The organism is Streptomyces silaceus, from assembly GCF_001419745.1.
GTDB classification, from domain to species: domain Bacteria; phylum Actinomycetota; class Actinomycetes; order Streptomycetales; family Streptomycetaceae; genus Streptomyces; species Streptomyces silaceus.
This window is the reverse complement of the sequence record NZ_LIRJ01000448.1, coordinates 1-13,977: the sequence shown is the minus strand read 5'-3', so window position 1 is coordinate 13,977 and position 13,977 is coordinate 1. Positions and strand designations below refer to the sequence as shown.

The following is a 13,977-nucleotide window of genomic DNA, read 5'->3' as shown; positions in this document are numbered from 1 at the left end:
AGCGCGAGGTCGCGCTCCAGCATGCCGGTGGCCTCGGGGTCGCGCCCGGCGAGCTCGACGGTGGTGTTGACCGTGAGGCAGCCGATGCTGTGGCCGTCGCGGCGCTGCTCGAACTCGCCGTCGATGACGCGGGCGAACAGCGCGCGCAGCCGGTCCGTCGCCGACCGCTCCACGTCCTCCAGGATCGCGATCTGGGCGGTGTTCATGCTGTCCATGTAGCGGGCCAGGGCCCGCCGGAACAGGTCGTGCTTGCTGCTGAACGTGTTGTAGATGCTGCTGCGGCCCAGTCCGGTGGCTTCGCACAGGTCCTGGGTCGAGGTGGCCTCGTAGCCATTCGCCCAGAAGGCGCGCATCGCCGCGTCCAGGGCCCGCTCCTCGTCGAAAGTCCTCGGTCGGGCCATGTCCGGTACCGTACAGGTTTTGGAACGGTCGGTGCAATACGTGTCGTGTGCGGCCGGAGGCCCGTCCTGGCGGAGGTGGGACGAGCCGGAGCGCCGGAACGTCACGTGCCGGGGGCGTTCCGGCGGCGGTTCACGCACGATGTGCGCGCGAGGGCTTGCCCCGGTGTCCCGCGGGTTCACCATGAACCTCCTCCCACTGGCACTTCGAGGAGGTCACGATGCGTCGACTCATCGCAGCCGTCGTCCTCTCGGTCCTGACGTTCGGCGGCACGGTCGCGTGCGGTGGCGACGACGGCGACGTCGTCACGAAGCCGAAGACCAAGTCACCCGCTTCCAAGGACGGTTCGAAGTCCGCGAAGCCCGACGGCGGGGGAGAGGCGCCGGATCCGGGCAAGGCCCGGGTCGGCGACACCGTCTCGCTGCAGGGCCTGAAGCGCGGCTCGCGGATCGACGCGACCGTCGAGGACTTCGTCGACCGGGCGAAGTCCGCGAACGCGGTGCTCGAGCCGGCCGCCGGCAAGAAGTGGGTCGCCGCCCGGCTCAAGCTGGTCAACAAGGGGGCGAAGGTCTACGAGGACGCGCCGAGCAACGGGGCTCAGGTGGCCGACAAGACGGGCCGGCGCTTCCCCGCGACCCTCGGGGAGATCACGGCGGGACCGGCCATGGCGACCCCGGTCAAGATCCCGCCCGGCGAGGCGGCCCGCGGCTGGCTGACCTTCGAGGTCCCGCAGGATTCCGCCGTCACCAGCGTGCAGTGGACACCCGATTCGGGCTTCGCCGCCGACACCGGCCAGTGGCAGGTCGGCTGACGGAGTGTCGGGTGCCTCGGGTACCGGCGGAGCGGCTTCCTACGGCCACTCCACCCCGAACGCCCGCCCGGGGTTCACCGTCAGGATCCGCGTCACCGTCTCTTCGCCCACGGCGAGTTCGAGGCGGGGGCGCACCCTGCGCAGGAGGTGCGGCATCCCCGGCCCGCCGTGCACCGACCGCGCCGCCGACGTCGTCGTGTCCCCGCCGAGCAGGATGCGGTCACCGAAGCCCGCCTCCGTCAGCGAGCGGACCGCGTCCGGCATGCGCCAGTCCGTCGCGTGGTGGGCGCGCGAGGGGCCGTCGAAGGCCAGGTGGGCGCCCGAACGTGCGGCCTGGAGGTGCGTGTCGAGGTCGGGGCTTCGGTTGAGGTGGCCGAGGATCACCCGGTGCGCGGGGACCGCCAACTCGCCGCAGAGCAGGTCGAGTACGTCGAGCGCGCCCGTGCCCAGCTCCAGGTGGACGGCGATCGGCGCGCCCGTGGCGTGGTGCGCCTCGGCCGCCGCCTCCATGGTCCAGCGCGCGTGGGCGTCGAGCCCGTGGAAGCCGCCCGCGACCTTGATCATCCCGGCGCGTACGCCCGAGTCCCCGATGCCTTCGGTCAGTTCGCGCACGAAGAGCTCCGCCAGGCCCTGCTCGCGCAGCCGGTCGAGCAATTCCGTCGTGTAGTGGGCGGCTTGGTGCAGGCCCGTCGACGCGACGAGGCGCACCCCCGCCGCCCGCGACAGCTCGGGCAGCAGCTCGGCGCGGCGCCCCATGCCGTGCGGGGTCCACTGGATGACGCTCTGCCCGCCCACCGCGCGGAACGCGGCCAGTTCACCGGCCGCCGCGTCCGCCGAGTCCATTTCCTGGCCCGGGAGTTGAGGACTGCGGATGAAGAGGTGGTCGTGGGCGTCGCAGACGCCGAGGTCCCCGGGGGCGATGTCACCGAGGACCGTCCGAACGCTCGCGGAGGAGGTCTCCTGCGCCGCCCTCTCTGAAGAGGTCTCGTCCGCCGGTCTCCCGGAAGAAGTCTCGCGCGTCACCACTGCCGCCCCCGCCCCAGCTCCGCCCGCTCCGGTGACGACACGTGCAGCACCTGGAAGACCTCACCGGTCCCCGCGGGCGACGCGTGGTCCCAGAGGGAGAACGTCACCGCTTCCCAGGTGCGCGGGTCCACGGCGGCCAGCGCGCCCACCGCCCCGCCCTTGCTCGCCAGCACTCTTGCCTCGTCGGCGAGTTCGGCGGCGAACTCCGGCAGTCGCGCCGACACGGGAACGCGCCGGCGGTGTCGGACCGCCGCCCGCGCCACGGCCCCGGCCGCGTCCCCGTCCTCGTACGCGAGCGCCGTCCAGTGCCGCACCTCAGGCCGTCCGAAGTCGTCGGAGAGCCCCTGGAAACCAGGACCCCAGAGGAAGGAGTTCATGCCCTCGGGGGTGTTCCAGAGGTAGAACGGCGCGTACTGGTTCACGGGCGAGCCGTCCCTGCCCCGCTCCCGCATCAGGTACGCCTTGAAGCCGAGTCCGGGGAAATCGTCCAGGAGGTGGCCCTTCGAGGCGACACGGTGGCGGATGATCCCCATGTCGTAGTCGGCGGGCAGGGTGATGTCGTACTGCATGGCATGCATCGCGAACTCCTGCGGGCGCGGGCTCAGTTGGGGTAGGTCTCGGCGTCGACGTGCGCGCCCCAGTCGACGGTCGCCCCGTCCTCGGCGGCCTCGACCGTCGCCAGATGCGTCATGAACGTCCGGGGTCCCGCGCCGTGCCAGTGCGCCTCGCCCGGCTCGATCCAGACGGTGTCGCCCGCGCGGATCGGCTCCACCGGACCACCCTCGCGCTGGACGAACCCCTCGCCCTCGGTGACGTGCAGGACCTGGCCGTGCGGGTGGGTGTGCCAGGCCGTGTGCGCTCCGGGGGTGAAGTGGACGCTGAACATGCGCAGCCGGGACGGAGCCGGGGGAGCGGCGATCTCGTCGAGCCAGACGCTCCCGGTGAAGTGCTCCGCGGGGCCCTGCGCGCTGTCGGGACGGTTCCGGGTGATGTGCAACGTACGGATCCTTGTCGTGTGGTGGTGGACTGGGTGCTGGTGGGGGGGCTACGTGGTGGTGCGGGCGGCCGCGAGGAGCGCGAGCAGACCGCGCACCGCGGCGTCGAACGCGGCGGGGGACGCGGACGAGCGGGCCAGGACATAGCCGCCCTGGACCGTGGCGACCACCGCCGAAGCGGTCTCGCGCGGGTCGATCGAGGCGATGAACTCGCCCTGTGCGCGGCCCTCTTCGACGATTCCGGCAAGCCGCTCGCGCAGCCAGTCGAGCGTCTCGGTGACGGGCGCGCGCAGCTCGTCGCTGGCGATGACGTCCGGGTCCATCGTGAGCCGCCCGACCGGGCAGCCCCTCAACACGTCGCGCTCGCGCAGCAGATACGCCTCGACGCGCTCGTACGCCGACCCGGAGCCGCCGAGGACCGCCTCCGCGGTGGCGCGCATCTCCTCCGCGGTGCGCCGGATCGCCGCGAGCGCCAGGTCGGGCTTGCCCGCGAAGTGGTGGTACATGCTGCCCTGCCCCGCGCCCGCGTGCTGCTGGATGGCCTTGGGGCTCGTACCGACGTAACCCCGCTCCCACAGGAGCTCGCGGGTGGACTCGATCAGACGCTCCGGAGTGCTCATGCGCTCACTGTACATACTAGTAGGTACAGAGATCCACCGGTTGCGGGAGCAGGCGCGTGCGCCGCACGTACTCCCGGGGTGGTACGCGGGGTGCCGCTGGCCGTACGACGACGTGAGGGGGGTGCCGGGGCGAGGTTGGAGGCATCGCGGAAACCGCTTCGGAGGAGATGACTTCAGATGCAGACCCTGGCGCAGTGGGACGGCGGGCCCGGCCCGTGGATCCTCTTTTTCCCGCTCATCTGGGCCGCCGTCGTGATCGGCGCGGTCACCCTGCTCCGCCGCACCGTGGGGCGCGGCCGACGCGGACCGTTCCGCTTCGGCGGCGGCCCCGGAACGGCCACCGGTGTCGACGCGAACTCGCCCATCGCCGTGCTCGGCCGGCGCTTCGCCTCCGGTGAGATCGACGAGGACGAGTACTGGCGCCGCCTGAGCGTCCTCGACGCGGAGTTCGGGCGTTCCGCCAAGGGCGGTGCGGCATGAGCACCGCGACCGGCCCCGCCACCCGGACCGTGCGCACCGCCGCCGCCCGCGTCACCGACGCCGTGAAGGTCTACGGCACCGGCGACACCGCCGTACGGGCCCTGGACGGGGTGAGCGTCGGCTTCCCGGCCGGACGCTTCACCGCGATCATGGGCCCGTCGGGCTCGGGCAAGTCCACCCTCATGCACTGCGCGGCGGGCCTGGACACGCTCACCTCGGGGGCCGCCTTCATCGGCGACACGGAGCTCGGCACGCTGGACGACCGGCGCCTGACGCTGCTGCGCCGCGACCGCATCGGCTTCGTCTTCCAGGCCTTCAACCTGGTGCCGACGCTGACCGTGGCCGAGAACATCACCCTGCCCATGGACCTCGCGGGTGTGCGCGGCGACCGCGACTGGACGGACGCCCTCGTCGACGTCGTCGGGCTGCGCGACCGGCTCCACCACCGGCCCGCCGAACTCTCCGGCGGACAGCAGCAACGCGTCGCCGTGGCACGGGCGTTCGCGGGCCGGCCCGATGTCGTCTTCGCCGACGAACCGACCGGCAACCTCGACTCGCGCTCCGGCGAGGAGGTGCTGAACCTCCTCGGCCGCGCGGTGCGCGGGATGGGCCGGACCGTCGTCATGGTCACCCACGACCCGGTGGCCGCCGCCCACGCCGACGAGGTCGTCTTCCTCGCCGACGGGCGCCTCGTGGACCGGATGGAGTCGCCGACGGCGGACCGGGTCCTCGACCGGATGAAGGCCTTCGACGCGCGGCCGCCCGCCGCGCTCCCCGACGGCCACTCCGCCACGCGCCCCGACGCCGGACCCGGCACGCGCCCCGGCGCGCGTCCCCACCGGAAGGAGCCGTCGTCATGAGCTCCCTGAGGGCCTCCACGCGCATCAGCCTGTCCTCACTGCGCGGCCACAAGCGCCGCTTCGCGGGCACGTTCCTCGCCGTCATGCTCGGCGTCGCCTTCCTGGCGGGCACCCTCGTGATGGGCGACACCCTGCGCGCGAGCTTCGACACCATGTTCGGCAACGCGACCAGCGGCACCGACGCCGTCGTCCGCAGCGCCGACAGCATCACCACCCCCGACGACAGCCAGGGCACGCGTGAGCCCGTCAGCACGGACCTCGTCGCGACGATCGAGAAGTCCGACGCGGTGGCCGCCGCCGCGCCCAGCATCCAGGGCGCGGGCCAGCTGCTCGGCAAGGACGGCGAGCCCATCGGCGGCCAGGGCCCGCCCACCCTCGCCGGCAACTGGATCGACGACACCGAGCTCAACGCGTACCGACTGGCCGAAGGCCGCGCCCCGGAGAAGTCCGGCGAGGTCGTCGTCAACCGCGGCGCCGCCACGTCCGGCGACCTGAGGATCGGCGACACGACGACGCTGCGCACCCCCGACCCCGTCGAGGTGAGGATCGTCGGCCTCGCGACCTTCGGCGGCGAGGACGGCATGGCGCAGACCACCTTCACCGGAATGACCCGGGCCGACGCCGAGAAGTACCTCACCCCCAAGCCCGGCGAGGCCTCGACCATCCAGGTGCGGGCGGGCCCCGGCGTCAGCGAGCAGGAACTCGTCGACGCGCTGACTCCCGTCCTGCCCAAGGGAGTCGAGGCCATCACGGGTGAGGCGTCGGCGGCCGAGAACACCGACAACGTCTCCGGCCAGTTCCTGACGCTGTTCACCAGCTTCCTGCTGGTGTTCTCCGGAGTGGCGCTCCTCGTCGCCACCTTCAGCATCCACAACACCTTCGCCATCGTCGTCGCCCAGCGCACCCGCGAGAACGCCCTGCTGCGCGCGCTCGGCGCCTCGCGCCGCCAGGTCACCGCGGCCACCCTCGTCGAGGCGAGCGCCGTCGCCGTGGTGGCGTCGGCCGCGGGCCTCGCCGCCGGCATCGGCATCGCGGCGGGCCTCCAGGCGCTCTTCCCCGCGATCGGATTCCCCTTTCCCGAGGGCGACTTGGTGATCAGCGCGCCGTCCATGCTGCTGCCGCTCGCCGTCGGCGTGCTGGTCTGCCTGGGCTCCGCGCTGCTGCCCGCGGTACGGGCCGGACGCACCGCGCCCCTCGCCGCGCTGCGCGAGACCGCGGTGGACCACTCGGGCGCCTCGCGCCGTCGCGCCGTCGTGGGGGCCGTCCTCGCGCCGGCGGCTGTGGGGGTCGCCCTGACCGGCGTCCTGGTCAGCCCGTCGATCTGGCTGGCGGGCGTCGGCGCGGTCCTCGCCCTCGCCTCGTTCGTGGTGCTCGGTCCGGTCGCCTCCACGCGCGCCGTACGCGTCCTCGGCGGACCTCTGGACCGGCTGCGCGGCGTCACGGGCGGTCTCGCGCGCCGCAACGCCCTGCGCAGCCCCAAGCGGACCGCCGCCACCGCGAGCGCGCTGATGATCGGCGTGGCCGTCGTCTCCCTCTTCACGGTCTTCGGGGCCTCGCTGAAGGCCACGATGGACCAGACGGTCAACCGCTCCTTCGCGGGCGACGTCGCGGTGAGCACCCCCGGCTTCGGCGCGGGCGGCAGCGGACTCAGTCCGAAACTGGCCCCCGCGCTCGCCGAGCTCCCCGAGGTGGAGACCGCCGTCGGCCTCGGCAAGGGCGCCGCACGGGTCAACGGCGAGGGCCGCGCCCTGACCGTCACCGATCCCGCTCCCTTCGCCGACTCCTTCGCGCTCGGCAGGATCGAGGGCTCCCTCGACGCACTCGGCGACGACGGCATCGCGATCACCCGCTCCGAGGCGGACAAACAGCACCTCACGGTCGGGTCCCGCGCCCTGCTGGCCTTCGCGGACGGCACGAAGGAGACCTTCACGGTCCGTGCCGTCTACGGCCGCTCGGAGCTCGCGGGCGACTACGTCATCAGCCGTGCGGCCTGGGCACCCCACCGCACTCAGGACGCCGACAGCCTGGTCTCCGTCACCTTCAAGGACGGCGTGAGCACGGCGGACGGCAGGGCCGCCGTGGCCGAGACCGCGCGGGACCACGGAAATCCGGACGTGCAGACCCGCGACGAGTACGCGCGGTCCGCGGCGGGCGGCATCGACATGATGCTCACCCTCGTCTACGCGCTGCTCGCCCTCGCCGTGCTCATCGCGCTGCTGGGCATCGCCAACACCCTGACCCTCGCGATCCACGAACGGACCCGGGAACTGGGCCTGTTGAGGGCCGTCGGGCAGACCAGGGCCCAGCTGCGGGCCATGGTCCGCTGGGAGTCGGTGCTCGTGGCCGCCTTCGGCACGGTGGGCGGGCTCGTGCTCGGCGGGTTCCTCGGCTGGGTGCTCGTCAAGGCGTCCGACGGGGCGAGCGACAGCGCGTTCGCGTTCGCCGTCCCGCCGGTGCAGCTCGTGGTGGTCGCCCTGGTGGGCCTGGCCGCGGGTGCCTTGGCAGGCCTGCGGCCGGCTCGTCGGGCGGCGCGCCTCGATGTGCTGCGGGCCATCGCCACCGAATGACGTACGGCGAAGTGGCGTACTGCGTAGTGCCGTACTGCGTAGTGCCGTACGACGACTCGGCGTACCGCGAAAGGAGCACAGGACACGTCACCGCCCGGTCAGCCGACAACGGCCGACCGGGCGGGGGTCTTCGCGATCGCCCCGCACCAGGGGTACGAGGGCAGGGCCACCGCGGGGGAGGGGGCGGAGAGCGTGAACCAGACGGTCTTTCCCGCGTCGCCCAGAGGGCGCACTCCCCAGTTCTCGCTGACCGCCGCGACCATCGCGAGGCCCCGGCCGCAGGTCGCGAAGGGGTCCGCGTCGCGGAGCTGGGGGAGCCGTGGGTCGTGGTCGTGGACGGAGACCGTGAGATGGTCGAGCAGGAGCTCTATCTCCACGGTGCACACTTTGTCCGGCTCCGCATGGCGGTGAACGTTGGTGAGCAGCTCGGTCACACCGAGGGCGGCCTGGTCTATCAAAGGATCGAGATGCCAGTAGCGCAACTGCGCAGATACGATTCTGCGGACCTGGCCGATCCGCGACGGCAGGGCTTGGAGCTCTACCGTGCAATGCCTGCTTGGCTGGCTGATCACGGTTGCGACTCCCCGAAATGAGGTCCGGAAGAAGACGACGTTCGGATCCAGCAGGGGCCGCGTGGTCTGCCGCCTGCTGTGTGGTCGGCGGGCTGGTTCGCAGCGTCATCGCCGATAAACCCAGAGTGATGTGAGACCAGAGTGACCCAGGGGATGCGGGCGTGCAAGTCGCGCGTGGCGCCGAGGGGTCCGCTCAGCCGCGCGGACGGACGTGTTCCGTTGCGCTGCGCACCGCCTCGATGAAGCGGCGCACCGTCGGCGGTCCGGCCTCGCCGGGACCGGGATCGTGATCGCCGAGGGTGAGCAGATAGCGCCTGCCGTTCACGTCCGCGAGAGCCCGGTCCTCCGCCGCGAACCACGGCTTGCCGGTGCGCACCGCCTGGACCGGAGCGCTGTCGATCTCCGTGCCGTAGCTGGTCAGCAACTCCAGCCGTCCGTCGGTGATACGGACCTGCCCGGCCCGTGTGAGGGAGCGCAGCCGCCGCCCGATCCGCACGCCCGTGGCCGTGAATTCCGGCTCCGCCATGACGCTCTGCCCCCTTGCGCTCGTGTGCATCCGTCCGATCGGGACTGCGTCCCGTGCGGTGCAGTCTGCACGCACGCGGCGTCGAGCACCAGTGCGCATGTAGACGCCGCCCCGGAGCGCGGACCGGCGCACGGTGGCCCGCCGAAGCGCTCGTACGGAGCCTGCGCCAGCAGTGTCTTTGAGGTGCTCAAAGGTGTGTTTATGCAGGTGAGAAGCGTGCGGAGGGTGTTTAAGATCGAGGTGTACGGCCGCGTCGAATCGCGTCCGGCACGACGCGAAGGAGCCCCGCCGTGAGCACCACACAGCAGCATCGGGCCGACGAGCCGATGCCCACACTCGACGTAGACCACAGCGACGCCGAGTACCGCGCCTGGCTCAAAGAGGCCGTCCGCAAGGTCCAGGCCGACGCCAACCGTTCCGCCGACACCCATCTGCTGCGCTTCCCGCTGCCCGAGCAGTGGGGCATCGACCTGTACCTCAAGGACGAGTCGACCCACCCCACCGGCAGCCTCAAGCACCGCCTGGCCCGCTCGCTGTTCCTCTACGGCCTGTGCAACGGCTGGATCAGGCCGGGCCGTCCGGTGATCGAGGCGTCCAGCGGCTCGACGGCCGTCTCCGAGGCGTACTTCGCGAAGCTGATCGGCGTGCCCTTCATCGCGGTGATGCCGCGCACGACCAGCGCCGAGAAGTGCCGACTGATCGAATTCCATGGCGGACGGTGCCACTTCGTGGACGATCCGCGCACGATGTACGCCGAGTCCGCCGCCCTCGCCGTCGAGACCGGCGGCCACTACATGGACCAGTTCACCTACGCGGAGCGGGCCACCGACTGGCGGGGCAACAACAACATCGCCGAATCGATGTACCAGCAGCTGCGGCTGGAGCGCTACCCCGAGCCCACCTGGATCGTCGCCACCGCCGGCACCGGCGGCACCTCGGCCACGATCGCGCGCTACGTCCACTACATGCAGCACGACACCCGCATCTGTGTCGCCGACCCGGAGAACTCCTGTTTCTTCGACGGCTGGACGAAGGACGACCCGGACGCGACGAGCGACTGCGGCTCCCGCATCGAGGGCATCGGCAGGCCCCGCATGGAGCCGAGCTTCGTGCCCGGCGCGATCGACCGCATGATGAAGGTGCCCGACGCGGCCTCCGTCGCCGCCGTGCGCGCCCTGGAGGGGGCCATCGGCCGCAAGGCGGGCGGCTCGACCGGTACGGGCCTGTGGAGCGCCCTGAAGATCGTCGCCGAGATGGTGGCCGCGGGCCGCACCGGCAGCGTCGTCACCCTGATCTGCGACGGCGGCGACCGTTATCTGGACAAGTACTACTCGGACGCGTGGCTGGCCGAACAGGGCCTGGACATCGCGCCCTATGAGCAGGCGATCGAGACGCTGCTCACCACGGGGGCGTGGCCCCGCTAGCGGTTTCGGCGGTTTCGACGGTGGCGGTGGCCGGGTCGGGGCGGGCCTCAGGCCTTGGTCGCCGCGAGCCGCTTGTCCAGGGCCGTGACGGCGTCGCGGAACGCCCGGCCCAGACCCGGGCGCCCGACCCTCAGGGCGCCGCGGAACAGCGCGGGGCCGTCCGCGGCGAAGGTCCACTGGACGCGCGTACCGGTACCGGCCGGGGTGAGGCGCCACTCCTCGACGAGGGCGCGCAGCGCGGGCGCGTTCGTCACGTCCACGCGATAGGCGTACCGCGTGGACTCCTCGCTCGCGAGGATCGACTCCTGGAAGCGGGTGCCGCCCTTGAGGCGGACCTCGCGGCCCTTGCCGCCGTCGGTCGGCCGGCACAGGGTGACGGCGGTGAACCACTGGGGCCAGCCCACCACGTCGTCGGCGAGCGCGCGGTAGACCGCCTCGGGCGGCGCGCTCACCTCGCGGGCGAAGACCAGACGCAGCGGAGCGGATGCGACGAAGTCGAGCCCCACGGGACTCAGTCGGCGTGCCATCGGACTCTGCCCCCCAGCGGAACGGGACGGTTGACGTGGCCGGCCGCGGTCCTCAGGAGCCGCCGGACCGGCCACCGACACTGTAGCTGTCGGACCGTCAGATGTCTGTGGTGGCCTCGGAGTTGGTGACCGCGCCCGAGGCCGTGGCGGCGTCCGGGCCCACCGTGCCCGCGGCGCCGTCCGTGCCCGTGCCGTCGGCTTCGCCCGCCGTGCGCTCGCCCGTCACCACCAGGCGGTTGAGGTGCTCCGAGATCTCCACACGCGCCTCCGCGGGCAGCCCCGCGTCGGTCACCAGCGTGTCGACCTGCGCGAGCGTCGCGAACGAACTCAGGCCCACCGTCCCCCACTTGGTGTGGTCCGCGACCACCACCACGCGCCGCGCCGACTGCACCAGGCGCCGGTTCGTCTCCGCCTCCGCGAGATTCGGCGTCGACAGGCCCGCCTCCAGCGATATGCCGTGCACACCGAGGAAGAGCACATCGAAGTGGAGCGCCCCGATCGCCTGGTCCGCGACCGGGCCCACCAGCGAGTCCGAGGGCGTGCGCACACCGCCGGTCAGGACGACCGTCGCCGCGCCCTGCCGCTGCCCGGAGGTGCGCTGCGCGGAGTGGAAGACGTCCGCCACCCGCACCGAGTTCGTCACCACCGTCAGGTCCGGGACGTCCAGGAGGTGGTGCGCAAGCGCGTACGTCGTCGTGCCGCCGGAGAGCGCGATCGCCGTGCCCGGCGACACCAGGGTCGCCGCGGTCCGCGCGATGTCCTCCTTGGCGCTCAGCTCCAGGCCCGACTTGGCCTCGAACCCCGGCTCGTGCGTGCTCGCCTCGACCACCGGCACCGCGCCGCCGTGCACCTTCTCCAGCACGCCCTGACGGGCCAGCGCGTCCAGGTCGCGGCGGACCGTCATGTCCGACACGCCGAGCTTGCGGGTCAGTTCATTGACGCGGACGCCGCCCCGGCGGCGCACCTCGTCGAGGATCAGGGCACGGCGCTGCTCGGCGAGGAGGTTCTGATTGTCGCTCACGCCCTGTCCGGCCCTTCTGCCTCGTCACGCCCGGCGCGCCCGCGCGGCGCGCTGCCTCATCCTCGCATGTGCCGCCGACAGCCGTGCCACCGCCCACGACCGCGCGCACCGCCCCCTGGCCGGTGAACCGTGCCTCCCGGAAAGGGGAGATTGCGTGACGAGGGGTGCGCGCAGCGCCACGACCCGAGATCCTTGTTCTCCCACAACGCGCAGCTCGGGGGAAGCGAAACAGTGGAGCGTGCCACTCAGGACGAGACCGCCCTGGAACTCCTGGTCCACGGAGTCGGCGGAACGACACCGGAGAAGATGCTGGACGACCCGCGCACCGTGCGGATCTCCGGCGACGACACGGCGGCCGTCTTCCGCCGCACCGAGGACGCCGACGCCGAGCGGCGCCCCGACGACTACCGGGGAAAACCGGTCCCCGAGGCCTACGTCTGGTGCAACCTCACCTCCGGCAACGGCTCCCGCGCCCTGTGGCTCCTGCTGCTGCCCTTCATGGTGGTCAACCTCGCCCACTGGATGCGCCCCACCTCGCGCCACCGCAAACGCCTCGTCCGCACCTACGGCCTGCTGGTGCGCCTGGTCGGGCTCACCCTGACCGTGCTCCTGGTCGCCGCCGCCTGCGAGGTCGCCCTCGACCTCACGGCCTGGCAGTGCGCGGGCACCCCCGCGTGCGCCGCTGACCGCGCCTGGCTCGGCTTCCTCGCGACCGACGCGTCCGGCGACGGCGGCTGGTGGTCCCAGCCCGGCCGCCGCCTGGCCCTCGCCGCCGCCGTGCCCACCGCGCTCACCGGCCTGCTCTGGTACCTCTCCCACCGCACCTGGAGCGCGTACGAGTCCCAGCAGCCGCTGCCCCACCAGGACGACCCGGAGGAGGAGACCAGCCGCACCGCGCTCGGCAGGCCCGGCTTCTGGTATGGCCGGCGCCTGGTGGCCCGGCTGCGCGCCGCCCACACGGCCGCGGGGCTGCTCACCGTCGCCGCGGCGGTCGGCACCTCGGCCGCGCGGCACGACCGACGGCCCTCCGGGCCCGCCCTGCTGGACGCCCTCGGCTGGGCCCTGGACGCGACGCTCGTCCTGGGCGGCGCCGTCGTCGTCTGGGTGGTGTGCCGCAGGGGGCGCAGCGAGAACAGGCTCGACCGCAGGCTGGACCGGACGCTGGTGCGCCGGCTGCCGCTGAGCGCGCTCGTCGTCCTCGTGCTCACCCTGCTGTATGCGGGCTGGTCACGCCCCGACTGGCGCTCCGCGGGCAGGCTGCCGGGCGACGCCACGTTCGGCGGCATCGCGCTCGTCCAGGGACTGCTGGTCGTCGGCCTTGCGGTGGTCGCCCACCTGCTGCACCGCACCTCGCCCGACGCCCGCACCGCGATCCGCGGCTTCGGCGGCCCCGCCGTCGCCATGCTCTCCTGCGCGCTCGGCGGAGTGATGTCCGGCGGCGGCGCCCAGCGCGTCGCCGACTGGCTGGACGGCACCCAGGGCTCGATCGACGGGCCGCCCGTCCTGCTCACCTGGCAGGCGTCCGTGATCCCGCCGCTCCTGGTGGTCGTCGCCGTGCTGTGCGCCTGGTTCGGCGTCCAGACGGTGCGCCGCAAGCGCCGCGAGCTGACGCGGATCCCGCTCGACCACCCCGGCGAGCCCGAGGACTCCACGCGTACCCGCCGCATCGCGGGCACCCGCGCCCGGGCCGCCCTGACCGACCGCGCGCCCCTGCTCGTCGGCATCATCTCCGCCGTGACGCTCCTGCTCGGCGCCGCGGCCCTCACGGGCGCGTGGCTGTCCGGCACGACACCCGAGCAGGCCGCCCAGGGCACCCCCGACGTCGTGGAGGGCGCGGCCGAGACCGCACAGGCCCTCGGCTCCTGGCTGATCGGCTTCGGCTTCATACTGTTCGTCACCTGGGGCCGCCGCGCCTACAAGGACCCCTCGGCCCGCCGCACCATCGGCATCCTCTGGGACGTCGGCACGTTCTGGCCGCGCGCCGCCCACCCCTTCGCCCCGCCCTGCTACGCCGAGCGCGCGGTGCCCGACCTGACCTGGCGCATGGCCGCCTGGACGCGCGCCACGCAGGCCACCGGCGGCCGGCTCGTCCTCTCCGGCCACTCCCAGGGCAGCGTCCTCGCGGCGGCCGCCGCCTGGCAGCTGCGCC

The 13,977-nt window shown here is 72.8% G+C and carries 15 protein-coding genes; 6 read left to right on the top strand and 9 right to left on the bottom strand.

Annotated elements, in window-relative coordinates:
* Window positions 1-401: TetR/AcrR family transcriptional regulator (locus AOK22_RS33455; RefSeq protein ID WP_055702469.1), on the bottom strand; the 401-nt coding region annotated here is incomplete at its 3' end.
* 218 nt (window positions 402-619) lie between these two features.
* On the opposite strand from AOK22_RS33455, the gene AOK22_RS33450 reads away from it, so the two are divergent.
* Window positions 620-1,210, top strand: a complete 591-nt coding sequence (locus tag AOK22_RS33450; RefSeq protein ID WP_055702468.1) for a DUF4352 domain-containing protein — start codon at window positions 620-622, stop codon at window positions 1,208-1,210.
* Between the two features lie 39 nt (window positions 1,211-1,249).
* Here AOK22_RS33450 and AOK22_RS33445 read toward each other — a convergent pair whose 3' ends face one another.
* The 4 genes from AOK22_RS33445 to AOK22_RS33430 form a co-directional block, all read right to left on the bottom strand.
* Window positions 1,250-2,131 carry a phosphotriesterase family protein gene (locus tag AOK22_RS33445; protein WP_055702472.1) on the bottom strand — a complete coding sequence of 294 codons (882 nt, stop codon included), beginning with the start codon at window positions 2,129-2,131 and terminating at the stop codon, window positions 1,250-1,252.
* 98 nt (window positions 2,132-2,229) lie between these two features.
* Complete coding sequence (locus AOK22_RS33440; protein WP_055702467.1) at window positions 2,230-2,814, bottom strand: DUF4865 family protein; 585 nt, start codon at window positions 2,812-2,814, stop codon at window positions 2,230-2,232.
* A 23-nt stretch (window positions 2,815-2,837) separates the two neighbouring features.
* The gene (locus tag AOK22_RS33435; RefSeq protein WP_055702466.1) at window positions 2,838-3,233 is read right to left on the bottom strand and encodes a (R)-mandelonitrile lyase; all 396 of its coding nucleotides are present in this window, start codon (window positions 3,231-3,233) and stop codon (window positions 2,838-2,840) included.
* A gap of 48 nt (window positions 3,234-3,281) precedes the next feature.
* The gene (locus AOK22_RS33430; RefSeq protein ID WP_055702465.1) at window positions 3,282-3,866 is read right to left on the bottom strand and encodes a TetR/AcrR family transcriptional regulator; all 585 of its coding nucleotides are present in this window, start codon (window positions 3,864-3,866) and stop codon (window positions 3,282-3,284) included.
* 162 nt (window positions 3,867-4,028) lie between these two features.
* On the opposite strand from AOK22_RS33430, the gene AOK22_RS33425 reads away from it, so the two are divergent.
* From AOK22_RS33425 to AOK22_RS33415, 3 genes are read left to right on the top strand one after another with little or no spacing between them, the layout of a single operon-like run.
* A complete protein-coding gene (locus AOK22_RS33425) occupies window positions 4,029-4,331 on the top strand; it encodes an SHOCT domain-containing protein (protein ID WP_055702464.1) in 303 nt (100 codons plus the stop codon).
* On the top strand, window positions 4,328-5,191 hold the full coding sequence (locus AOK22_RS33420) for an ABC transporter ATP-binding protein (RefSeq protein ID WP_244165211.1): 864 nt from the start codon (window positions 4,328-4,330) through the stop codon (window positions 5,189-5,191). The genes AOK22_RS33425 and AOK22_RS33420 overlap by 4 nt, the downstream gene beginning before the upstream one ends.
* Before the next feature lie 5 nt (window positions 5,192-5,196).
* Complete coding sequence (locus AOK22_RS33415) at window positions 5,197-7,758, top strand: ABC transporter permease (RefSeq protein WP_055702471.1); 2,562 nt, start codon at window positions 5,197-5,199, stop codon at window positions 7,756-7,758.
* Window positions 7,759-7,856: 98 nt separating this feature from the next.
* On the opposite strand, the gene AOK22_RS33410 is transcribed toward AOK22_RS33415, so the two are convergent.
* Window positions 7,857-8,330, bottom strand: coding sequence for an ATP-binding protein (locus AOK22_RS33410; RefSeq protein ID WP_055702463.1), 474 nt, complete (start codon window positions 8,328-8,330; stop codon window positions 7,857-7,859).
* Between the two features lie 193 nt (window positions 8,331-8,523).
* Entirely contained in the window at window positions 8,524-8,856 is a 333-nt protein-coding gene (locus tag AOK22_RS33405; RefSeq protein ID WP_055702462.1) for a BRO-N domain-containing protein, read from the bottom strand.
* Window positions 8,857-9,182: 326 nt separating this feature from the next.
* On the opposite strand from AOK22_RS33405, the gene cds1 reads away from it, so the two are divergent.
* Window positions 9,183-10,280 carry an L-cysteine desulfhydrase Cds1 gene (cds1, locus tag AOK22_RS33400; RefSeq protein WP_055702470.1) on the top strand — a complete coding sequence of 366 codons (1,098 nt, stop codon included), beginning with the start codon at window positions 9,183-9,185 and terminating at the stop codon, window positions 10,278-10,280.
* A 47-nt stretch (window positions 10,281-10,327) separates the two neighbouring features.
* On the opposite strand, the gene AOK22_RS33395 is transcribed toward cds1, so the two are convergent.
* The gene (locus AOK22_RS33395) at window positions 10,328-10,807 is read right to left on the bottom strand and encodes an SRPBCC family protein (protein ID WP_055702461.1); all 480 of its coding nucleotides are present in this window, start codon (window positions 10,805-10,807) and stop codon (window positions 10,328-10,330) included.
* 97 nt (window positions 10,808-10,904) lie between these two features.
* Complete coding sequence (locus AOK22_RS33390) at window positions 10,905-11,828, bottom strand: DeoR/GlpR family DNA-binding transcription regulator (RefSeq protein WP_079036988.1); 924 nt, start codon at window positions 11,826-11,828, stop codon at window positions 10,905-10,907.
* A 231-nt stretch (window positions 11,829-12,059) separates the two neighbouring features.
* On the opposite strand from AOK22_RS33390, the gene AOK22_RS33385 reads away from it, so the two are divergent.
* Window positions 12,060-13,977 (top strand): hypothetical protein (locus tag AOK22_RS33385; protein WP_055702460.1); only part of this gene is annotated, 1,918 nt, incomplete at its 3' end.